This is a genomic window from Streptomyces sp. NBC_00557, assembly GCF_036345995.1.
In the GTDB taxonomy this organism is placed as follows: domain Bacteria; phylum Actinomycetota; class Actinomycetes; order Streptomycetales; family Streptomycetaceae; genus Streptomyces.
The window spans coordinates 5277262-5298279 of the sequence record NZ_CP107796.1; the positions used below are offsets into that span (position 1 = coordinate 5277262).

Here is a 21018-nt window from a genome sequence, read left to right on the forward strand (position 1 = left end):
CGGCTCGGAGCCCGGGCTCGTGGAGTACCGGGAGTACGGGGAGTACGGAAGGTACGGGGAGCGGATGGCCGCCGCCGCGGTGGGTGCCGGAGAGGCCGAGGCCTGTGGGTGCTGTCGCAGCAGCGTGGGTGAGCCTGGTTCCGGCGCTGGCTCGACGGCAGGGGAGGGCAGCCTTGGGGAGCCCATGAGGGCCGGAGAGGGCCCGGACACACCGGACACGCCGGGCACCACCCCGGACAGCGCCCTTGCCACCGGTCGCGCCGCCCGCAGCACCGGCGTGGACGTCCGCCCCGGGCGGGCGGAGGGCGGTTACGCCGCCCGGAACCCCGCGAGCCCCAGGAGTGAGCGGCACACGCGCGTGCGGGACGCCGGCGAGGGTGCGGGCGACCGCGAGGGTGGCGAGGGCATGGGGAACGGAACGCGCGAGGGCGACGGTGAGGTCGTGACTCGGGAGCGGCGCGCGGGCGGGGACAGTGACCACTGGCACAGTGACCATGGGCACAGCGACCACGGGCACAGCGACAGCGGACATAGTGGTGGCGGGGTCGGCGATGGAGGTGCGGCTCGGGACACCGGCCGTGGTACGCAGCCGTACCTGCCGCACGCGCTCGCGCACCCCACGTCCGGCACCGGCACCGGCACCGGCGCCGAAGCCGTACCGGCCCCCACCGCCGGACCGGCCCCGGCCGCCATCGCCACCCCCGCATCCATCCCGCCCCTGCCGCGGTTCCCGTACACGCCCACGTTCATGCCGAGCGCTGCCCCCCGCACCGCCGCGGACCCGACCGCCGCCTCCCCGGGCTCCTCCCGACCCTCGAAACCCGCCGGGGCCTCGGCATCCGGGTCCCTGGCCTCCCCGTCATCGACCCCCTCCACCTCCCCTGATCCCTCCGCGCCCCCAGCCCTCTCCAACTCCTCCAACTCCTCCGACTCCCCCGAGTCCTGGGACGACGGTCTGATCGCCCGGCGCGTCACGGAGGCCACCGCCGCCGCGCTCGCCGCCGAACGCGCCTCCGTGCTGGAGACCGGTAGTCGCGGCCCTGCCGGCGAGCCCCCCGCCCCGCTGGCGTACGACGGCCGGCTGCGCTCCCGGCTGGACGCCCTGCGCGAGCTGGTCGGAGTCTCCCGGACCCGGCTGGACAGCCGTACCCTCGCCGAGGCGGGCCGGGTTCTGGACGAGGCGGCCGCCCGCCGCAAGCTCTCCGGCCGGCACACGGTCGTGGCCATCGCGGGCGCGACCGGCAGCGGCAAGTCGCAGCTGTTCAACGCCCTGGCCGGCGTGCCCATCTCGGAGACCGGCGTACGACGTCCCACCACCGCCGCGCCCATCGCGTGCAGCTGGAGCGACGGCGCGGCCGGCCTCATCGACCGGCTGGGCATCCCGGGCCGGCTGCGCCGCCGTCCGCTGCAGAGCCCGGAGGCCGAGGCGCAGTTGCGGGGGCTGGTCCTGGTCGACCTGCCCGACCACGACTCCGCCGCCGTGGAGCACCGCAAGCAGGTCGACCGGATCCTGAAGCTGGTCGACGCGGTGATCTGGGTGGTCGACCCGGAGAAGTACGCCGACGCGGTACTGCACGAGCGCTATCTGCGACCCATGGCCGGCCACGCGGAGATCATGTTCATCGTCCTCAACCAGGTCGACCGGCTGCCCGGAGACGCCGCCGACCAAATCCTCGACGATCTGCGCCGGCTGCTGGACGAGGACGGCATCGCGCTCGGCGAGCACGGCGAGCCGGGCGCCAGGGTGCTCGCGCTGTCCGCGCTCACCGGCGACGGCGTCGGCGAACTGCGCGAGGTCCTCGGCGATTTCGTGGCGGAACGCGGCGCCGCGGCCCGCCGCGTCTCGGCCGACGTCGACGCCGCCGCGACCGGGCTGCGGCCGGTGTACGCCACCGGGCAGCGGGTCGGCCTGAGCGAGGAGGCGCGCGAGGAGTTCGCCGCGCGGCTCGCGGACGCCGTGGGCGCGACCGCGGCGGGCGAGGCCGCCGAGCGCGCCTGGCTGCGCAACGCGGGCCGTGCCTGCGGCACTCCCTGGCTGCGGCTGTGGCGCTGGTACCGGTTCCGCGGCGAGTCCACCACCGGCCGCATCCCCGTGCGCAAGGCCCCGACCGACGAGGAATCCACGGCGCGTCAGCGGGTGGAACAGGCGGTCCGTACGATGGCCGACCAGGCCTCGGCCGGGCTGCCGGCGCCGTGGGCGCAGGCGGTGCGCGAGGCCGCCGTACGCGGGTCGCAGGGGCTGCCGGAGGCGCTGGACGAGCTGGTGGCACGCGCGGGACTGCCGCCGGGCCGGCCGCCGCGGCCCGGCTGGTGGCCGACGGCCGTGCTGGTGCAGGCGGCGATGACCTTGCTGCAGGTCGTCGGCGGTCTGTGGCTGGTCGGCCAGATCGTCGGCGTCATGGCCCCCAACCTCGGCCTGCCGGTGCTGCTGATGGCCTGCGGGATCGTCGGCGGGCCGCTGGTCGAGTGGGGCTGCCGGATGGCGGCGAGAGGCCCCGCCCGGCGCTACGGCCAGGAGGCCGAACGCAGACTCCGGGAGGCGGCCGCCGGCTGCGGCCGGGCCCGGGTGCTCGAGCCGGTGGCTGCGGAACTGCTGCGGTACCGGGAGGTGCGGGAGCAGTACGGGCGGGTGGCACGGAGCGGCGCGGGGGTGGGCTGAGAGTCGTACGGGCCGCGGGCTCACCGGGCTGCGCGTGAGGGCCGGGTGCGGCGGGCCTGGATGCGGGGGTGCAGTGAGGGGCCTCGGATGACCGAGGCCCCTCACCCGTTTCGCGTCGCCTCACCTTCACCTTCCGGAGCCATCACTTTCCGGAGCCACCGCTTTCCGCAGCCACCACTTTCGGGAGCCGCCTCGGGCTTCCCGGAGCCGGCCATCCCCGCGTGAGAACGGCGGCGAAGAACCCGCGTCGCCCACACGGGTGGCGAGGTTTTCCACAGGCCCTGGCCCCGTCCACAGCGCTCAGCGGATCCGGCGCGGCAAGGGCAGTCTGAGGTCGTCGCGGCGATCGCACGGCGGCTCGGTCCGACCTCGTCCGGAGGGACGGCGGAGGAGACGCGCGCGATCGGCGGGAGGTGCGGACAGGTACGGCGGCCGGTCGTACGGACCGCACGCGGACACACACGATCCGGACGTCTCAGACGTCGTGCCCGGCCGCCGGAAGGGACCGGGCGCGGGAGGGGAGCGAGAACATGAACGAGACCATTGTCTGCGTGGTAGGCAACGTGGCGACCCAGCCGCTGTACCGGGAGACGGCGGCGGGACCGTCGGCCCGGTTCCGCCTGGCGGTGACGTCGCGCTACTGGGACCGGGAGAAGAGCGCCTGGACGGACGGGCACACCAACTTCTTCACGGTGTGGGCCAATCGGCAGCTCGCGGTGAACGTGGCCGCCTGTGTGGAGCTGGGCCAGCCGGTGCTGGTGCAGGGCCGGCTGAAGGTGCGCACGGAGGTGCGCGACAGGCAGCAGCAGTGGACCTCCGCCGACATCGACGCCGTGGCGATCGGCCACGACCTCACCCGGGGTACGGCCGCCTTCCAGCGCCAGGCAAGGCCGGAGCCCGTGCCGACGGCGCCCCGGCCGGAGCCGAACTGGGAGACACCGCGTCCAGCCGGCGCCGAGAGCGAGGAGTCCCGTGAACAGGCCCCGGAACCAGCAGCGGTGACGTGACATCAGCTGACGTGCCGTCCACCGGAGTCACCGGGCCGGTGTCGCACAGCGTGGCCAACCACCCGTACGAAGCGGTGGATTTGTCGATATGCCCAGCTCATGGACGGTCCCGGCGATAACGATTACGGATCGGATCGCCCATCGGTTCATCCGACCGGCGGGAGAGGCTCCGGCTGATCCCTAGGATGCCGGACGTGCCCCTAGGGGCTGCCGATTCTGCTGGTGGGACCGTCCCCCACGTCCAACGGGTCCTGCTCGAAGGGGAATTCTGTGCTTGCTGCGTTCTCTGGGTTCCGCCGCCGTACCGGAGCGGCACGCCTGGCCGCCGTCACGACGGTGACCGGTCTCATGGCGGCGGGTGTGCTCTCCGGCGCCGGTACGGCCGCGGCCGACGGGACCGACGGGACACCGCAGACCCGGGGCGGGGCGACGGCCACGATCAACGGTCTGAAGACCTACGGCGAGGCAGTGATCCACCAGGTCGGCGGCGACCAGCGTGTGGAGGCGGGCCTGTTCGAGATGTCCGTCGACGGCGGCGGCACCCTCCAGACGTACTGCGTCGACCTCCACAACCCCACCCAGCGCGACGCCCACTACGAGGAGACGCCGTGGAGCGGCACCTCCCTGGGCGGCAACAAGGACGCCGGCAGGATCCGCTGGATTCTGCAGAACTCCTACCCGCAGGTCAACGACCTCGCCGCGCTCGCCCGCCAGGCGGGCACCGGCCCGCTGACCGAGCAGGACGCGGCGGCCGGCACCCAGGTGGCCATCTGGCGCTACTCCGACCACGCGAAGGTCGACGCCGTCGACCCGCAGGCGGAGAAGCTCGCCGACTACCTGCAGAAGAGCGCCCGCGACCTGGGTGAACCGCACGCCTCGCTGACGCTGGACCCGCCGGCGGTCTCCGGGCGGCCGGGGGCCCTGCTCGGCCCGGTGACCGTGCACACCAACGCGGGCGCCGTCACGGTGAGTCCGCCGCCGGACGCGGCCACCAGCGGGGTGCGTATCACCGACAGCACCGGAAAGGCGGTGACCTCCGCGCGGGACGGCAGCCGGCTGTACTTCGACATTCCGGAGGACTCCGCCGGGAGCGGCGCGGGGGGCTCCTCCCAGGGTCTCGACAGCGGCGGAGGCACGGCCCAGCTGACCGTCCAGGCGTCGACGACGGTGCCCGTGGGACGCGCCTTCACCTCCGACAGCCGCAGCCAGACCCAGATCCTGGCCGGCTCCAGCGAGTCCACGGTCTCCGCCACGGCGACCGCGACCTGGGCGGCCGAGGGTGCGATACCGGCGGTCTCGGTCCGGAAGGACTGCGCCAAGGGCGGCGTCGACCTCTTCGTGGCCAACAGGGGCGACCGGCCCTTCACCTTCGAGCTGATGGGCGCCGAGCACACGATCCCCGCTCGCGCCTCCCAGACGGTGACCGTGCCGCTCCAGGAGGACCAGGCCTACGACTTCACGATCACCGGCCCGCACGGCTTCAGCCAGCGTTTCACCGGCGTCCTCGACTGCAAGACGCAAGGCGCCCTCACCACCCGGGCGGCCAAGGCCCACAACGAACCCGCCCCCGCCTCGGTCGGCGGCACCATGGCCCCCGGCACCGACCTCGCCGCGACGGGCGGCTCCGCGATCACCCCGCTGATCGCGGGCGTGGCCATCGGCTTCGTGGTGATCGGCGGGGCGGTGCTGGTCCTGCTGCGCAAGCGTGAACAGCCCGGCGGCTGACCCGCCCCGGCGTCACTCCTCGCCACCACCGGGGCCGGACTCATCTTGAGGACTACGGGGTCCGTCCCGGAGTGTGTCAGGTGGCAGGAGCCCCCCGGAACCGCCGATCACCCCGGCGGTCCCCAGGCCTGCGAGCACCAGCCGCCCGAGCGCCTTGACGCCGTGCCAGTCGTGCGGAGCCCCGAAGACCGCCCAGGCGCTCAAGGCGACGCCCGCTGCGAAGATCACGAGTGCGCACATGCGATGTAAGCCCCGGCTCATGGGCCCATGGTCACCTCGCGTCCCTCGGCGCTCAACTACCGCAGAGACGAACCAGCCACCCAGGGCATGGGCAGTGACAGACGGGCATGGGCGGGCCCCGGAACGCCGGGGCCGTTGAAGCGGGCATGCCGTCTACGCCGCGGAGCGATTCACAGCCGCGCGTTGAGGGTCATGAACGTGCGGCGCTCGATGAAGTGCCGGAAGGACGGTTGGGGCAGCGCGCCGGAGAGGTCCACTCCGCACATGTAGAGCTCCGGCCGACTGGACAGCAGCTCGAAGTCGCGCAGCGCGTCCTCGAAGGAACAGATGACGCCCGGCTCGGACGCGGAGTCGATCAACAGGACGTGATCATGGGCTCCCAGGGGAGTCGTCCTCGCCCAGTCCACTACGTCGTCGTCCGAGACACCATGAAGTTTCAGGGAGCGGCACGGCAGGTCCCGCCAGTCGATGCCGTGGCCCGCCCACGGGAGGGTGCGGAGGTGGGCATCGAACGCTGAAGCGAGCTCGACCGTGGTGATCGAAGCATTGTGATCCGCGATCCAGCGGGAGATCTCTTCGGCACGCACGTGCGCACGGTAGTCGAGCAGGCCTCGGGACCAGCGACGTGCCGAGCCCCAGAACGAGCGCGTACGTCACCGCCGGCCACGCCGTGGAGCCGCCTGAGCCGAGGCGGGCGACAGTTGAGGAGGCGTCGATACCCGGCCTCCACGATCAGCCTGTAGCCGGCGCCCTCACGGCGAGCCAGTCGCCGAGGGCCGAGAAGTCGGCGTCTCCGAGTCCTCGAACCGGATCGACGCGATGAAGCAGCGACGGCCCGGGATGCTGGGCATCGACCCACAAGCGGTCCATGGCGCTGATTTCGTCGTCCACCCAGATGAACGGCCGGCCGTCGGCCCACTCGACCAAGGGGCGAGTCTTCCAGTGCAGGCCGCGCGGTCCGTCGTGGGTGCCGGTAGCCGGCCACTCCACCACGGGCAGCATCGGCAGTCCCACGCGCGGAGCGACGGCCTCGTTGGCGTCCTCCATCCACGTCGTGGCCCACACGAGATGACAGCCCAGGGCGAGGAGGCGGGGTCCGATGCCGGGATCCAGCCGATCAAGCAGCGGGTTTCCCTGATCGACCGACGCCGAGGAGCCGTATGACGCTCCGAACGGGATGAGCGGACCATCGACGTCCAGGAAGAGGAGGGGGCGCTCAGCTGTGCCGGCCATAGCGCCACGATAGCCCGGGGCGGCGGTGCGGACCGGTAAAAGCCCAGGTCACAGCCCCCCGACCTAACGCGTTTCCGCCTACGGCTGGCCGTACGGCAAGATGGGGTGTATCTGCCCACTGCCAGATTTCAAGCTGCCGGACGGTTTCTCTTGGCTGAGTTCATTTACACCATGCGCAAGACGCGCAAGGCGCACGGCGACAAGGTGATCCTCGATGATGTCACCCTGAACTTCCTGCCGGGAGCGAAGATCGGCGTCGTCGGGCCGAACGGTGCCGGTAAGTCGACCGTGCTGAAGATCATGGCCGGGCTCGAGCAGCCGTCCAACGGCGATGCCTTCCTGTCGCCGGGCTACAGCGTCGGCATCCTGCTCCAGGAGCCCCCGCTGAACGAGGAGAAGACCGTCCTGGAGAACGTCCAGGAGGGTGTCGCCGAGATCAAGGGCAAGCTCGACCGGTTCAACGAGATCGCCGAGCTGATGGCGACCGACTACTCCGACGCGCTGCTGGAGGAGATGGGCAAGCTCCAGGAGGAGCTCGACCACGCCGAGGCCTGGGACCTGGACGCCCAGCTGGAGCAGGCCATGGACGCCCTCGGGTGCCCCCCCGGCGACTGGCCCGTCACCAACCTCTCCGGTGGTGAGAAGCGCCGCGTCGCGCTGTGCAAGCTGCTGCTCGAGCAGCCCGACCTGCTGCTCCTCGACGAGCCCACCAACCACCTCGACGCCGAGTCGGTGAACTGGCTGGAGCAGCACCTCGCCAAGTACCCGGGCACCGTCGTGGCGATCACCCACGACCGGTACTTCCTGGACAACGTCGCCGAGTGGATCCTCGAGCTCGACCGCGGCCGCGCCTACCCGTACCAGGGCAACTACTCCACCTACCTGGAGACCAAGGCCGCCCGTCTGAAGGTCGAGGGGCAGAAGGACGCCAAGCGGCAGAAGCGGCTCAAGGAAGAGCTGGAGTGGGTGCGCTCCAACGCCAAGGGCCGGCAGGCCAAGTCCAAGGCCCGTCTCGCGCGGTACGAGGAGATGGCCGCCGAGGCCGAGAAGATGCGGAAGCTGGACTTCGAGGAGATCCAGATCCCGCCGGGCCCCCGCCTGGGCAACGTCGTCGTCGAGGTCGAGAAGCTCAACAAGGCCTTCGGCGAGAAGGTCCTCGTCGAGGACCTGAGCTTCACCCTGCCGCGCAACGGCATCGTCGGTGTCATCGGCCCGAACGGCGCCGGCAAGACCACCCTGTTCAAGATGATCCAGGGGCTCGAGACCCCGGACTCGGGCACCATCAAGGTCGGCGAGACGGTGAAGATCTCGTACGTCGACCAGGGCCGCGCCAACATCGACCCGAAGAAGACGCTGTGGGAGGTCGTGTCCGACGGGCTCGACTACATCAACGTCGGCCAGGTCGAGATGCCGAGCCGGGCATACGTGTCCGCGTTCGGGTTCAAGGGGCCGGACCAGCAGAAGCCGGCCGGCGTGCTCTCCGGCGGTGAGCGCAACCGGCTCAACCTGGCGCTCACCCTCAAGCAGGGCGGCAACCTGCTGCTCCTCGACGAGCCCACCAACGACCTGGACGTCGAGACCCTCAGCAGCCTCGAGAACGCCCTGCTCGAGTTCCCGGGCTGCGCCGTGGTCGTCTCCCACGACCGGTGGTTCCTCGACCGCGTCGCCACGCACATCCTCGCCTACGAGGGCGACTCCAAGTGGTTCTGGTTCGAGGGCAACTTCGAGTCGTACGAGAAGAACAAGATCGAGCGGCTCGGCCCGGACGCCGCGCGTCCGCACCGCGCCACCTACAAGAAGCTGACCCGGGGCTGATCGGTCTTGCGCCACATCTACCGCTGCCCGCTGCGCTGGGCGGACATGGACGCGTACGGGCACGTGAACAACGTCGTCTTCCTGCGCTACCTGGAGGAAGCCCGCATCGACTTCCTGTTCCGCCCGGACAAGGAGTTCAAGCAGGGGTCGGTCGTGGCGCGCCATGAGATCGACTACAAGCGGCAGCTCGTCCACCGGCACCACCCGGTGGACATCGAGCTGTGGGTCACCGAGATCAAGGCCGCGTCCTTCACCATCGCCTACGAGGTGAAGGACGACGACCTGGTGTACGTGCGGGCGTCCACCGTGATCGTCCCGTTCGACTTCGAGGCGCAGCGGCCGCGGCGGATCACCGCCGAGGAGCGCGCGTTCCTGGAGGAGTACCGGGACACGGCCGACGACGAGGAGGCCGTCGCCGCATGACGGTGCTGCACCTGGCCGACGAGACGGAGGCGGCCGATCTCGCCGCCTTCCTCTCCCGGCTGCTCCACTACGACCGTGGAGCCGCGGTGCGCCTGCAGGCAGCCGGCACCGCGCTCGCCGTCTTCGGGCGCCCGCCGTCCTTCGAGGTGCTGGCCGTGCGCGCCGTACGGCTGGAGAAGCCGTACGAGGACGGGCTCGACGCCACGCTCGACGTGACCGTCTCGGCCGGCGAGTTCCTGGAGTCCCTGGACGAGCGCGGCGCCACCGCCGCCGTGCCGGCCGCGGTCACCGGTCCGCCGTGGGCCGGAGTGCTGCCGCCGCGCGGCGGCTGGCGGGCCGAGCCGGGGCTGCCCGCCCCGGACGCGCTGCGGGCGACGGTCGCCGCGGCGGTCACCGAGTTCCGGTCCCGTACGGAGGAGCTCGCGCCCGACGGCCGTACCCGCGCGGAGCTGGACCGGATCGGGCGGGACATCTGGTCCCGGGAGATCGGCCGCACCGGCCTTCCGGTCCGGGCCGTGCACGCGGCCCAGTCGCTGGGCTTCCTGCGGCCGGGCGCCGACCCGGCCGGTACCGCGCTGTACTCCTCGGGGGCGTGGCTGAGGCTGCGCACCCCCTACGGGTCGGTCGCCGTACGGCGCTCGGGCCTGGGCCCGCTCGGGGTCAGCGTGCGCTGACACTCACTGCTGTGGCCGTGTGTCGTCCGGCCACACCCCGATGTGGTCCGGCTCCAGTTCCAGGGCCACACGGTCGCGCATGTCCAGGGCGCGCAGGTAGTCGGCGGGCAGCTGGAGGCGGCCCGCGCGGTCCAGCATGGCGTACTCCCGGGCCACCACCCTCTCGTCGCCGGTCGCGGCGTCGATCTCGCTGCGCCGCAGCACCTCGGTGGAGGTGCGGCCGTCGCGGATGGCGACCGTGCGGCGGACCTCGCCCGCCACCGCCTGGTCGTGGGTGACGATCACGATCGTGGTGCCGAGGGTCTCGTTGGCCGTGCGGAACGCGTCGAAGACCTGCGCGGCGGTCCCGGAGTCGAGTTCGCCGGTGGGTTCGTCGGCGAGCAGCACCGCCGGGGCGTTGGCGAGGGCCACGGCGATCGCGACGCGCTGCTGCTGGCCGCCGGACATCTCCCGCGGGTGACGGTCGCGGCAGTCGGCCACCTGCAGCAACTCCAGCAGTTCCATGACACGTTCGGCGCGGGCGCGGCGGCGGGCGCGGACGCCGGAGAGCTGGAGGGGCAGGGCGACGTTCTGGGCGGCGGTGAGATAGGGGAGCAGGTTGCGGGAGGTCTGCTGCCAGACGAAGCCGACGGTCGTGCGGCGGTAGGCCAGGCGGTCCCGGGCGGTCATGGCGAGCAGGTCGTGTCCGGCGACGCGGGCGGCGCCGGCGGTGGGGGTGTCCAGGCCGGCGAGGATGTTCATCAGCGTGGACTTGCCGCTGCCGGAGGCGCCGACGAGGGCCATCAGCTCGCCCTCGCGGACCAGGAGGTCCAGGCCCTGCAGCGCCTGCACCTCCACGCCGTCGGTGGAGAAGATACGGACCAGGCGGTCGCAGGTGATCAGCGCGTCGTGGCCGTAGGCGGGCCGGTTGCGGGCTTCCTCGACCCGGTCGGCCAGGTCGGACAGGCTCGGGGGCGTTGCCATGAGGTCTCCTGAGTGGGTGCCCTGTGCGATGGCGGGACGGGTGCGCTCGTTCACCGGCCGTCCCCCGCCCTCAGTTCCGTCACCGATCCCCTGCGCCCCGTCCACCATGCCTGGAGTGCCGCGATCCCCACCGTCACCAGGACGACCAGCACCGACGGAACCGTCAGCGACCAGGCGTCCGGCTTCAGCTCGGCCGCGGTGAGCGGGGACTGGCCCGAGGGCAGGGCGATGGCCATCAGGTCGACGCCGGGGGAGAGGAGCCGTACGGTGGCCCAGCCGGTCAGCGCGGAGCCGAGCGCGGCGAGCAGGGCCTGCGGGAGGGACTCCAGGATCAGCAGGCGGCGGCCCTCCGCCCGGGTCAGGCCCATCGTGCGCAGCCGGGCCAGCAGCGCGGCGCGTTCCGGGGCCGCGCGCAGCAGCGCCAGGAGCAGGGCCAGGACGGCGAAGCCCGCGCCCGCGGCCACGGCCGCCGTGTACACGTGCTCGGCGCCGGTCTGCAGCGGGGAGTCGGCGTACCGGGCGCGTTCCGCGGCCAGCAGGTGGACGTCGGCCGAGCCGCCAGCGGCCCGCCGCAGCGCACCGGCGTCCAGGTGCCGGCCGGTCAGCAGCAGGGCCGTCGGCCGGGCGGCGGAGGAGGGCAGGCCCGCCCGGTCGATCACGAGGAAGTCGCCGCCGGACACCGCCGGGGTGGTGTCCCGGACCAGCGCGATGCGCACGGTCACCGTGTCGCCGTCCGACAGCCGCACCGGGAAGGGGCGCCGGGTGCCGTACTGGGACGCGACGGACGGGGAGGCCATGGCCGCCAGCGTGCCCGTGCGGGCCCGCAGCGCGGAGGCGGGGAAGGCGCCCAGGCCGGTCCGGGTCGCCAGGGGCGCGTAGGACCCCGGATCGGCGCCCACCAGCGGCACCGAGCCCGGGCCGTCCATCGGTTTGGCCTGGTAGTCGATGCTCACCGGCGCCGTCTCCCGCACCCCGGCCACGGCCCGCACCCGGGCCGGTACGGCGGCCGGGAGCGCGGTGTCGGAGTCCAGCCGGGCGTCGGCGCCGACGGTGAGCAGCGCCGCCCGGTCGCGGGCGCCGGCCACGCCCGCCAGCACCGAGCCGCCGAACGCCGCCGTGGTCAGCGCGGTCAGCAGGGCCAGCAGCGGCAGCACAGCGGAGGCCTGGGTGCGGCCCGCGCGGGCGAGGGAGAGGTGTCCGGTGGCCCCGCGCAGCCGTGCCGCCGGGCCGGCCAGGCGGCGCAGCAGCAGCGGGTAGAGGCGGAGCAGCAGCAGCGCCGCGATGACGCCGACCAGGACCGGGGCCAGCGCCTGCAGCTGATCGGCGCTCGCACCGCGCCGCCGGAGCGCCGTGACCGCGGCGGCGGCCAGCACCAGCAGGGTCAGCTCGGCGACGGTACGGCGCCGGGAGGGCCGTACCGTCGCGACGTCCGCGCGGTCGGCCGCCGCCCGCACCGCGCGGTGCGCCAGGGCGGCGCGCACCGGCAGTGCGGCGCAGGCGAGGACGGTGACGGCGGCGGCCGCGGCCACGGCGTACCGGGTGCGGCCGGCCGGGACCGCGAGCAGGGCCGCGGTCAGGCCGAGCGCGCCGGCCGGTACGGCGATCACGGCGGTCTCGGCCAGCAGCCGGCCGGCGAGCGCGGGCAGGGACGCGCCGCGGGCGCGCAGCAGGGCGAGTTCGCCGCGGCGCCGGTCGGCGGCCAGGCCGCCCGTCATCAGCAGGACGACGGCGACGACCGTGCCGGCGCCGGCGGCGGCCACGGAGACCAGCGGGGCGATCTCGGAGCGCAGCCCGGCGAAGGAGGCGAGGACCTCGTCGAGGTCGGAGCTGACGCCGGTGCGGCTGTCGGTGACGGCGCGGGCCCGCTCGAGACCGGGTCCGGCCTCGAGGGCGGCCACCGCCGACCTCAGCCGGCCGAGGTCGTGCGCGCGCAGGACGTCCGGGTCGGGGGCGAGGTACCAGTAGCGGAACGGGCTCGCGGTCGTGCCCAGCAGCGCGGGTCCCGCGTCCGGCGGGAGCAGCAGGGTGCCGAGCCAGTACTTCGGCGGCTCACCGGTGGGGCTGGGCAGCGTCACCAGGGCCGGGGTGGCGAGCCGTGGCACGGTCGACCAGTAGGCGCCGGCGGGGTCGCGCGGCACCAGGATGCCGGTGACCCGGACGGCGAGCGGGGGGCGGCCGGCGGCGGGCACATGAATGACCGAACCGACCTTGATGTGCAGGCTCCTGGCGGTGGCCGCGGTGACGGCGGCCTCCACCTCGGGCGTGCTCGCGGTCACCGGCCGGCCGGTGCGCGGCATCCGCCCGGCGCGGACCCGGGAGTGCGCGGACAGGCCGCTCGGCGCGAACAGCGAGACCCGGCCGGGCAGTCCGCTCGGGCGGGGCAGGAAGGGGTCCTGCACCGGCGGGCTCACACTGCCGGCGACGCCGTACGCCGACTGGGCCCGGTCGATGGTCAGCGGGCTGTCCACGGCGGTGAGGACCTTGCGGTACTGGCGTTCCAGCGCGGGCGGGCGCATCGCCGCGGCCCGCTGCCCGGCGGGCAGGCCGAAGTCGGGCTGCGGCGCGAGCACCTGCACGGTGGTGTGGTCGGGCCGCGCCTGTGCGAACGCGCGCCGCAGCCCGCCGTCCTCGTACCGGTCCACCGCACGCGGGAAGGCGCCTGCCAGACACGCGGCCAGTGCGACCAGCACCGCCAGCGCGCCGGCGGCCCCGGGCGCGGCCCGCAACCGCGTCCGCACCCACGGCGCGACCTCCCGCGACCCCGGCCGGCTCACCTCACCCCGCCTCCTTCCGCGCTCCGCCCCGCCACAGGCGGTGCCTCACCACTGGGAGACCGAGGCGCACGCCACCGCCCGACACGCACACCGCACCGCTCGCATCGACACGCGCGTCGGCCGGACAGAGGCCCCGCGACGGCGCCCTGCGGGCGGCCGGCCCGGTCCATGCCTCTTCGGGTGCGCCCCTGCGGGCGGCCGGCCCGGCTCATGCCTCTTCCGGTGCGCCCCACCTCACGCACCCCCCTGCTCGCGCAGGGCCCGTGCCGGGTCGGATCGGCGCAGGGTCGGCAGGGCCGCGATCGTCAGCGGGATGGCGGCGACCGCGACGAGGAGCAACGCCACGTAACCGGGCGGGAGTCGGACGAGAAGGGGTGGTACCGGGCGGGTGGCCTCGTCGGTGAGGACGACCAGCGGCAGCACCGCGCGGGCGAGTACGGTGCCGAGGCCCAGGCCCACCGCGAGGGCGAGGCCCACCAGGACGGCCTGTTCGGCGGCGACCGTGCGGGCCAGCTGCCGGCGGGGCGCCCCCAGCGCGCGCAGGACGGCGAACTCGGCGCCACGGGCACGCTGCGCGGCCGCCGCGCCGACCGCGAACCCGACCGCCGCGAGCGCCGCCGCCACCACGGCCGCCGCCGTGAACGCGGCCGTGGGCCCCGCGCCGAAGGGGTCGTCGCGCAGCTCGGCGGCGATCTCGTCCCGCACCACGACCTGCCCGGGATCGACGTCCGGCAGTGCCCGTACCGCCGCGGCCACCGCCGCCGCGTCGCCCGGCGAGGTGCCCAGCCACCACTCGTTCGGCACCGCGCTGTCGCCGTCGCGGGCCTGCAGCACCTGGTTCACGGTGCGCAGGTCGAGCAGGACGGCACCGCCGTCGCGGGCGCCGGTGGCCGTGGGGTCGGAGCTCGCGGGCAGCTCGCGCACCGTGCGGACGATCCGCACCGGCAGCGTGTGGTCGCCGACCGCCAGGTCGACGCGCTGCCCGAGCCGGGCGCCGGCCGAGGCGAGGTAGCGGTCGGTGACCACGGCCGGCACCGCGGCGGGCGCCCGCTGCGGCACGTCGAGCCGGACCGTGACGACGGCGGTCCGCCACACGTCGTGCCCCGGGATATAGCCGGTGCGGTAGGTGAAGGCGCGGGCGCCGGTGAGCCGGGGCCGGGTCGGGCTGGTGGGCGCGCTCGCGACGTCGTCGCCGCCCGCCTCGGCGGCGGTCGTCCAGCGGCCGGGCAGCGCAAGCGCGCGGGTCGTTCCGCCGGTGTCCGCCGCCGTCAACTCGCCCAGGGTGAGCCGGTGTTCGGTCTGCTCGTAGGGCTGGGGCAGGATCAGCTGGAGCCCCGTGAGGGTGAGCGGGCCGGGCGCGGCGCTCGGGTCGGCGGTCAGCGTGTGCGGACGGCCGTCGGCGGGCAGCAGCCCGAACGGCAGCCGGTACGGCACCCCGTACCGGTCCGCGAGCGTCGCCGTCACGTCGGCGACCAGTCCGGGCCCGGCCGAGCTGCGCAGGATCGCCGGCAGCCGGAGCCGGGCGGTGCCCGCGGGCACCCGGGTCCCGGCCAGGGAGCCCCGCGGGGCGAGCGGGGCGAGCAGCGGCCGCACCGGCTCGTCGGCCAGGTCGGGGCGCATCAGCAGCCCGTCCGCCGCGCGCCCGGTGTCCAGCGCCAGCACGGTCGCCATGCGGTCCCCGGACAGCGGCTGGGAGAACCGGAACGCCGGAGCCGCCGTGCGCACGTGCGGCAGCCGCGCGTACTGGTCGGTGCGGCCGGGCCCGCCCTCCCCGGCGGACACCACCCGCACCGGCACCCCGGCGCGGAAGTCGGCCTGGTCGTCCTGCGAGCGGCCCCAGGACGCGGCCTGCCCGATCGCGAGCATGCCGAGCGCGACGGCGAGGACCAGCAGCAGCACCGGGCCCGCGCCCCGCGCGGTGCGCCGGCTGAACTGCCAGCCGGCCAGTGCCGCCGACAGCCCGCGCCCGCCCGTCGCCCACCGCTCGGCGAACCGCGCCACCGGCGGCAGCAGCCGCAGCGTGAGCACGGTCCCGGCGAGCAGCGCCAGCGCGGGCGCGGCCACCAGCAGCGGATCGACCCCGAGCGCCCCGGCCCGGTCGGCGGACACCCCGCCCGAGCCCTGCCTGCCCAACTGCCAGTAGGCCGCCCCGGCGACGGCGAGCAGACCCAGGTCGGCGCCGGCCCGCAGGGGAGCGGGGAGGGCGGCGCCGCGGCGGCGCGCCCGCTGGGGTCTGCGCGTCAGGAAGGACCGCGTCCGGCCCCCTCGGTCCCACTCCCCGGCGCCCCCCACCGCCGGTACCGTCACCGCCAGCGCGCAGCCCAGCGCCGCGGCGGCCGCGACCAGCCAGACGGCCGGGCGGCCGGCCGGGGGCAGGTCCAGCCGCAGGCCGAGGCGGGCCAGCGGGCCGTGCCCGGCGAGCAGGGCGGTGAGCGGGCCGGACAGCGGCGGCGCGCACACGGCGGCGGGCAGCGCCAGCAGCAGGGCCTCGGCGGCGGCGAGGGCGGCGAGCCGGGCGCGGGAGGCGCCGCGCGCCCGCAACAGCCGGGTCTCGTCGGCCCGTTCGGTGCTCAGCAGCCGGGCCACCAGCAGCAGCGCGTACCCGGCGAGCAGAACCAGCAGCAGGGTGACGATCAGCAGCGTGGAGCGGGCGACGAGCAGCGAGCGGTCGATCCGGTCCAGCACGTCCGGCAGCGAGGTCTGCGCCATCGTCGTACCGGGCAGCGTGGCCGGCTCGCGCAGGCTCGCGCTGCCGGTACGGGCCGCCGTACGCAGCCGGTCCGCCCGCCCGGTCGTCATCGCCGAGAAGTCCGCCGACGCGAGCCACGCGGTGGCGCCGGCGCTGACCCGGCCGCCGGTGAGGACGGAGGGGTCGGCGAGCAGCGGGCCGTACGTGGTGAAGCCGGCCTGCTTGGCGCCGCGGCCCATCAGGTCGTCCAGCCGCCAGTACGGCGCCGTCACCGAGACCGGGCGGTACAGCCCGGTGATCCGCACCCGCACCGCCGGGCCGCCCAGCCGGTCGGACAGGGTGAGCCGGTCCCCGGGGCGCAGCCGCAGCGACCGGGCCGCGGACTGCGGGAGCGCGACCTCGACCGCGTCCGCGGTACGGCGCGGGAGGCGGCCCTCGGTCAGCCGCAGCTGGGTGCGGTCCAGCGCGGCGAGGTAGGTCAGGTCCGGGTCGCCGGACCGGGCCGCGGGCGGCTGCAGCGAGCGGGGCAGCGCGTAGGGGCCGGAGCGGCGCAGGGTCCTGAGCGTGACCGGCAGGCCGTCGAACGTCTTCCGGGCGGCGCCGCGGACGGCGGCGTCGGCGGCGGCGCGCCGGTCCGCCGGCACGTCCGCCTTGACGATCAGCGCGGTGTCGGCGGCGTTGCGGGGATCGGCCAGCACATGGCGGAGCGCGGCGTCGCCGATCGCCGCCGAGTAGGCGGTGAGGGTCGCCAGCACGGCCGTGGTCAGCACGACGGTGAGCACCGCGGCACCGAGCAGCAGCCGGTGCGCACGCGCGCGTGCGAAGACAAGCCCCGTCACCCGGCCCCCGTGAGTGTCCGTCGGTACCCGACCTTCGGGCGATGCTGACAGACCGGACCGGCTCGGGGTAAGCGGTTGTCGAGCGGTCTACACCAGATCGTGACCGGAATACGGCTCCGTACGACCGGAATCCGAAATTCAGCGGGGCCGGTCAGTCCGGGGTGTTGACCATCGACGCGGCGGCGTACGTCAGGTAGTTCCACAGCGTCGTCTCGTGTTCCTCGGACAGCCCGAGCTCCTCGACCGCCACCCGCATGTGCCGCAGCCACGCGTCGTGGGCCGCCCGGTCCACCCTGAACGGGGCGTGCCGCATCCGCAGCCGGGGGTGGCCGCGGTTCTCGCTGTAGGTGGTGGGGCCGCCCCAGTACTGCATCAGGAACAGCGCCAGCCGCTCCTCGGCCGGGCCCAGGTCCTCCTCCGGGTACATCGCCCGCAGGAACGGGTCCTCGGCGACTCCCTGGTAGAAACGGTGGACGAGCCGGCGGAAGGTCTCCTCCCCGCCGACCTGCTCGTAGAAGGTCTTCTCCTGAAGCGTGCCGCGCCGAATCTCATTCACGCTTCCCATCGTCTCAGACCGGGTGACCTGGGTCCCGGGCCGTACACCGTCAGGGCCGGTCGGAAGGCGTTCGTGGCAGCGGCGAAGAAGGGCAGGAAGAAGCGGCGGCCGGGAGGGAGGCGGCGGCCGGCGTCCTGTGGACGCGGCGGCCGGGAGCGGCATGAGCGACGGGGCGTGGGAGCGCCGTCGTCCCGCCGGCCGGCGAACGGCGCCCGAAGCTCCCGGTGCCGGCCCCTGCGCGAGCGGCGGGCTGCCGTCACCGCGTCGGTACGGATACCGGGCACCTTGCGGGCACACCGGTTCAGGCCCTCGCCGCGCCGCCGTCCAGCAGCCCGGCGAGCCTGCTCACCGTCCAGTCGATCTCGTGGGCGCACCCGTACAGCACGTCCCGGGGTCTCCCCGCGGGGTCCGCGATGTCGTCCTCGGCCGGCGGAACAGGGGGTACGGCACCTCTGCGGGCCGCCGCGGCCGCCACCACGGCATCACCGCACCCGGAATCCACTCGGGCCTCCGTGCCGCGCACTCCGCCGGAGGACCAGGCGGCGAGACGGAGGAACTCCTTCAGGGTGAAACAGCGCCGCAGCGCCGAAGGCACCAGACGCACGGCCGCTTCCCGGTGTTCACGTGCGAGCCCCAGCACCAGCGCCGCTTCCGCGACCAGGTGCGCGGTGAGCGCGCGGGCCGTGAACGCCGAGCCGTCACCGCCCAGCTCCTCCAGGACCGCCCTGGTGGAGGCGTCCATGCCGCAGTGGGGCCACGCATGCGTGCCGGCGCTCTCCGGCCGCACTGCCGAGCCGTGCGGAAGCCTGGCAGCCAGCAGCCGCTCGGCGAGCACCGAACGGTGCACGTTGCCCGTGCAGACGAACAGGACCCGGGTCATTTCCGGTCTGCACCGCTTGCGCCCGCTTTTTCCTGAGCGGCCGAGACACGAGGGGCGGGCAGCTCTCCGTAGGGCCCGTAGGCGCTGTAGCGGTCGCCCTTGGGGGCCGGAGCCATGCTGAAGACGGTGCCGAGGACGCGGACGCCCACGCGGTCCAGCGAGGCCGCGGCGGCGCGGACCTGGTCCCGGCTGGTCCTGCCGGCGCGGACGACGAGCAGCGCGCCCTGGGCGAGCGAGGCGAGTCCCACGGTGTCGGCGACCGGCAGCAGCGGCGCCGTGTCGACGATCACCACCTCGTAGGTGTCCGCCAGCTCACGCAGCACCTCTTCCATGCGCCCCGAGGCGAGCAGCTCCGTCGGGTTCGGCGGCAGGGCGCCGCTGGTGAGCACCGACAGCCGGCCCTCGGCCTGCTGCATGACGTCCTCGATGCGTGCCTGCCCGATGAGGACCGTGGTCAGACCGGCGTCCTGGACCAGGCCGAAGGCCGCGGCCACGCACGGGCGGCGCAGGTCGCCGTCCACCAGGCACGTGGAGATGCCGGCCTCGGCCAGCGAGAGGGCCAGGTTCACCGCGGTGTTGGTCTTGCCCTCACCCGGCACCGAACTCGTCACCACGATGATCCGGGGCCGGTCGTCGACCTGTGAGAACTGCAGATTGGTGCGCAGCTTGCGGAAGGCCTCGGCGCGTCTCGAGCGCACGTCCGTGGTGACGAGCGGCCGCCTCGGGGCGTTCCTGTCATAGGGGATGGTGCCGAGTGCGGGCAGTGCGGTGAACTCGCTCAGCGATTCGCTGGTCTTGAGCGTGGTGTCGAGGGTCTCGCGCAGGGCGACCGCTCCGGCGCCCAGCAGCAGTCCGCCGAGCAGCCCTGCTGACAGGTTCAGCAGAGGGCGGGGCGAGACCGGACCGGAGGGGGCGACGGCCTCCTGAGTGATCCCCAGGGAGACGGGTGACGTCGCGGTGTCACTGTCGGCGCGAGTCTTCCCGTGCCGTGCCGGGGTGCGTTTGGGTGTCTCCAGCCGCTCGACGACCGCGCTGAACCGCTCCGCCACGGCGTTGGCGATACGGGCGGCGCGTTCGGGCACGGCGTCCCGGACGGCGATGTCGATGAGCACCGTGTTGATCGGGGCGGTCGCGGTGATCCGTGCCGCCAGTTCCTCCGGCGTGGTGCGCAGCCCCAGCTCCTTGATCACGGGTTCGGTGACCTGACGGGTGGTCACGATGGCCGCGTACGACTGCACACGCGCCTGCGAGAAACTCTGCCCCTGGTTCAGCTGAGCGGAATCGTCGCCAGTGCGGGTGGCGACGAAGAGCTGAGTCCTGGCCTCGTAGACAGGGGTGCTCAGGCCCGTCGCGGCGACCGCCGCCCCGACCGCGAGCACCAGACAGACCACGACGGTCGGCCAGCGTCTGGCAAGAGCCTTCAGGAACTGGTGGAGATCCAAGCTGCACCCCTCATAGATCCAGGGAACCGCCCCAATCAGGGCATTCTGCTCCCGTTGCGCACAGCCGACCATAGGGACTCGCACGCCTGAAGCGGGGAAGCCACCCCATGTCGGTCCGTCGAACGACCCGCGAGATGCACAGGGCGCGACCACTCGCCGGCGTGCCCGCTTGGGCCATCGAGAAGCGAGGGCTACCCCATCCGGTGACTTCTGGGCCGCGCCACGTTAACGGTCCCTGATATGTCCCATTCATTCCATGTACGCAGGTCTTGAACATCCGAATCTTGAGTACGGCCGACGCGCAACCGTCTGGCCCGTACCGAAGTCGAGGAGAGTGAATGAAGAGAATGACGACACCGTCCAGATGGCGCGTCGCACTCGCATCGGCGGCTTCCGCCGCCCTGCTCGTCGCCGCGCCGCTGGCGGCAGCTCAGACCGCTTACGCACAGCCGTATCCGCCAGGGTCGTCGGAGACGCTGAGCGTCAGCGCCACCACCGTGACGGCCGGAGAGCCGCTGAGCTTCAGCTCGAGGGCCTTCGACCCGGGGACGGGCGTCACGGCGGTGCTGGAATCAACGCCGGTCGTCCTCGGCCACTTCGAGGCCGACGACGACGGACTGGTGTCAGGGTCCGTGACCATCCCGACGTCGACCGTCACCGGCTTCCACGTCTTCCGGCTCACCTCGGACGACCCCGACCCCAGTGTCGGCGTCACCATCTACGTGCAGGGCGGGGTCGGCTCTCCTCCGCCGACCTCGCCTCCCCCCACCTCGCCTCCCCCGCACAAGCCGCCGCACCACCACCCGGGCAAGCCGGGACACCACGATGGACACAAGGGCCACCACGGTGGACACCACGGCAACAACGCCGACTACGTGCACTCGACGCGCGACGATCGCACCAACGCCGTCGCCCCGGTGAGCCGGCCGCAGCACGCCAGGCTCGCGGAGACGGGCAGTGAGAAGGCCATGACCGTGGGCGGTGCCGCAGCGGCGCTGCTCGTGGCGGGCAGTGGCGCGGTTCTCGCTGTGCGCCGCCGCCGCAATTCATGACGAGGCAGGAACTCCGCTCGGCGGAGCAACAGCGTCCCGGCCAAGGC

The 21018-nt window shown here is 74.0% G+C and carries 15 protein-coding genes; 7 read left to right on the forward strand and 8 right to left on the reverse strand.

What is annotated here, in order from left to right; all coding sequences use genetic code 11:
- Window positions 1-847 precede the first annotated feature (847 nt).
- The 3 genes from OG956_RS23060 to OG956_RS23070 all read left to right on the forward strand — a co-directional run bounded on the left by OG956_RS23060 (window position 848) and on the right by OG956_RS23070 (window position 5391).
- Window positions 848-2659, forward strand: a complete 1812-nt coding sequence (locus OG956_RS23060) for a GTPase (protein ID WP_330342922.1) — start codon at window positions 848-850, stop codon at window positions 2657-2659.
- Between the two features lie 530 nt (window positions 2660-3189).
- On the forward strand, window positions 3190-3666 hold the full coding sequence (locus OG956_RS23065; RefSeq protein WP_330339887.1) for a single-stranded DNA-binding protein: 477 nt from the start codon (window positions 3190-3192) through the stop codon (window positions 3664-3666).
- Window positions 3667-4014: 348 nt separating this feature from the next.
- Window positions 4015-5391: a Cys-Gln thioester bond-forming surface protein gene (locus tag OG956_RS23070; RefSeq protein WP_330342923.1), complete on the forward strand. Its 1377-nt coding sequence runs from the start codon at window positions 4015-4017 to the stop codon at window positions 5389-5391.
- 410 nt (window positions 5392-5801) lie between these two features.
- Here OG956_RS23070 and OG956_RS23075 read toward each other — a convergent pair whose 3' ends face one another.
- Window positions 5802-6218: a hypothetical protein gene (locus OG956_RS23075; protein ID WP_330339888.1), complete on the reverse strand. Its 417-nt coding sequence runs from the start codon at window positions 6216-6218 to the stop codon at window positions 5802-5804.
- 145 nt (window positions 6219-6363) lie between these two features.
- Window positions 6364-6864 carry an HAD domain-containing protein gene (locus OG956_RS23080; RefSeq protein ID WP_330339889.1) on the reverse strand — a complete coding sequence of 167 codons (501 nt, stop codon included), beginning with the start codon at window positions 6862-6864 and terminating at the stop codon, window positions 6364-6366.
- 150 nt (window positions 6865-7014) lie between these two features.
- Between OG956_RS23080 and ettA the strand changes: the two genes are divergently transcribed.
- Genes ettA through OG956_RS23095 form a run of 3 tightly spaced genes read left to right on the forward strand, consistent with a single transcriptional unit; the run spans window position 7015 to window position 9776 of the window.
- Window positions 7015-8679 (forward strand): energy-dependent translational throttle protein EttA, encoded by a 1665-nt coding sequence (gene ettA, locus OG956_RS23085; RefSeq protein WP_330339890.1) that lies wholly within the window; start codon window positions 7015-7017, stop codon window positions 8677-8679.
- Window positions 8680-8685: 6 nt separating this feature from the next.
- Window positions 8686-9102 carry an acyl-CoA thioesterase gene (locus OG956_RS23090; protein ID WP_330339891.1) on the forward strand — a complete coding sequence of 139 codons (417 nt, stop codon included), beginning with the start codon at window positions 8686-8688 and terminating at the stop codon, window positions 9100-9102.
- A complete protein-coding gene (locus OG956_RS23095) occupies window positions 9099-9776 on the forward strand; it encodes a hypothetical protein (RefSeq protein ID WP_330339892.1) in 678 nt (225 codons plus the stop codon). Before OG956_RS23090 ends, OG956_RS23095 begins: the two co-directional genes overlap by 4 nt.
- A gap of 3 nt (window positions 9777-9779) precedes the next feature.
- Here OG956_RS23095 and OG956_RS23100 read toward each other — a convergent pair whose 3' ends face one another.
- From OG956_RS23100 to OG956_RS23125, 6 genes are all read right to left on the reverse strand, one after another.
- Window positions 9780-10739: an ABC transporter ATP-binding protein gene (locus tag OG956_RS23100; protein ID WP_330339893.1), complete on the reverse strand. Its 960-nt coding sequence runs from the start codon at window positions 10737-10739 to the stop codon at window positions 9780-9782.
- Between the two features lie 50 nt (window positions 10740-10789).
- Window positions 10790-13513 (reverse strand): FtsX-like permease family protein, encoded by a 2724-nt coding sequence (locus OG956_RS23105; protein ID WP_330339894.1) that lies wholly within the window; start codon window positions 13511-13513, stop codon window positions 10790-10792.
- A 234-nt stretch (window positions 13514-13747) separates the two neighbouring features.
- Window positions 13748-17041, reverse strand: coding sequence for an ABC transporter permease (locus OG956_RS23110; protein WP_330339895.1), 3294 nt, complete (start codon window positions 17039-17041; stop codon window positions 13748-13750).
- Window positions 17042-17192: 151 nt separating this feature from the next.
- Window positions 17193-17606, reverse strand: coding sequence for a globin (locus OG956_RS23115; RefSeq protein WP_330339896.1), 414 nt, complete (start codon window positions 17604-17606; stop codon window positions 17193-17195).
- A gap of 292 nt (window positions 17607-17898) precedes the next feature.
- The gene (locus OG956_RS23120; protein WP_330339897.1) at window positions 17899-18477 is read right to left on the reverse strand and encodes an arsenate reductase/protein-tyrosine-phosphatase family protein; all 579 of its coding nucleotides are present in this window, start codon (window positions 18475-18477) and stop codon (window positions 17899-17901) included.
- Complete coding sequence (locus tag OG956_RS23125) at window positions 18474-19919, reverse strand: polysaccharide biosynthesis tyrosine autokinase (protein WP_330339898.1); 1446 nt, start codon at window positions 19917-19919, stop codon at window positions 18474-18476. Before OG956_RS23125 ends, OG956_RS23120 begins: the two co-directional genes overlap by 4 nt.
- Window positions 19920-20257: 338 nt before the next feature.
- Here OG956_RS23125 and OG956_RS23130 point away from each other — a divergent pair, with 338 nt between their 5' ends.
- A complete protein-coding gene (locus OG956_RS23130) occupies window positions 20258-20971 on the forward strand; it encodes an LPXTG cell wall anchor domain-containing protein (RefSeq protein ID WP_330339899.1) in 714 nt (237 codons plus the stop codon).
- Window positions 20972-21018: the final 47 nt, after the last annotated feature.

What these genes read in the sequence shown, in the direction of transcription:
- OG956_RS23065 (WP_330339887.1), top strand. Translation starts at nt 3,190, where the DNA reads ATGAACGAGACCATTGTCTGCGTGGTAGGCAACGTGGCGACCCAGCCG.
- OG956_RS23070 (WP_330342923.1), top strand. Translation starts at nt 4,015, where the DNA reads ATGGCGGCGGGTGTGCTCTCCGGCGCCGGTACGGCCGCGGCCGACGGG.
- OG956_RS23080 (WP_330339889.1), bottom strand. Translation starts at nt 6,864, where the DNA reads ATGGCCGGCACAGCTGAGCGCCCCCTCCTCTTCCTGGACGTCGATGGT.
- OG956_RS23095 (WP_330339892.1), top strand. Translation starts at nt 9,099, where the DNA reads ATGACGGTGCTGCACCTGGCCGACGAGACGGAGGCGGCCGATCTCGCC.
- OG956_RS23100 (WP_330339893.1), bottom strand. Translation starts at nt 10,739, where the DNA reads ATGGCAACGCCCCCGAGCCTGTCCGACCTGGCCGACCGGGTCGAGGAA.
- OG956_RS23115 (WP_330339896.1), bottom strand. Translation starts at nt 17,606, where the DNA reads ATGGGAAGCGTGAATGAGATTCGGCGCGGCACGCTTCAGGAGAAGACC.
- OG956_RS23120 (WP_330339897.1), bottom strand. Translation starts at nt 18,477, where the DNA reads ATGACCCGGGTCCTGTTCGTCTGCACGGGCAACGTGCACCGTTCGGTG.
- OG956_RS23130 (WP_330339899.1), top strand. Translation starts at nt 20,258, where the DNA reads ATGAAGAGAATGACGACACCGTCCAGATGGCGCGTCGCACTCGCATCG.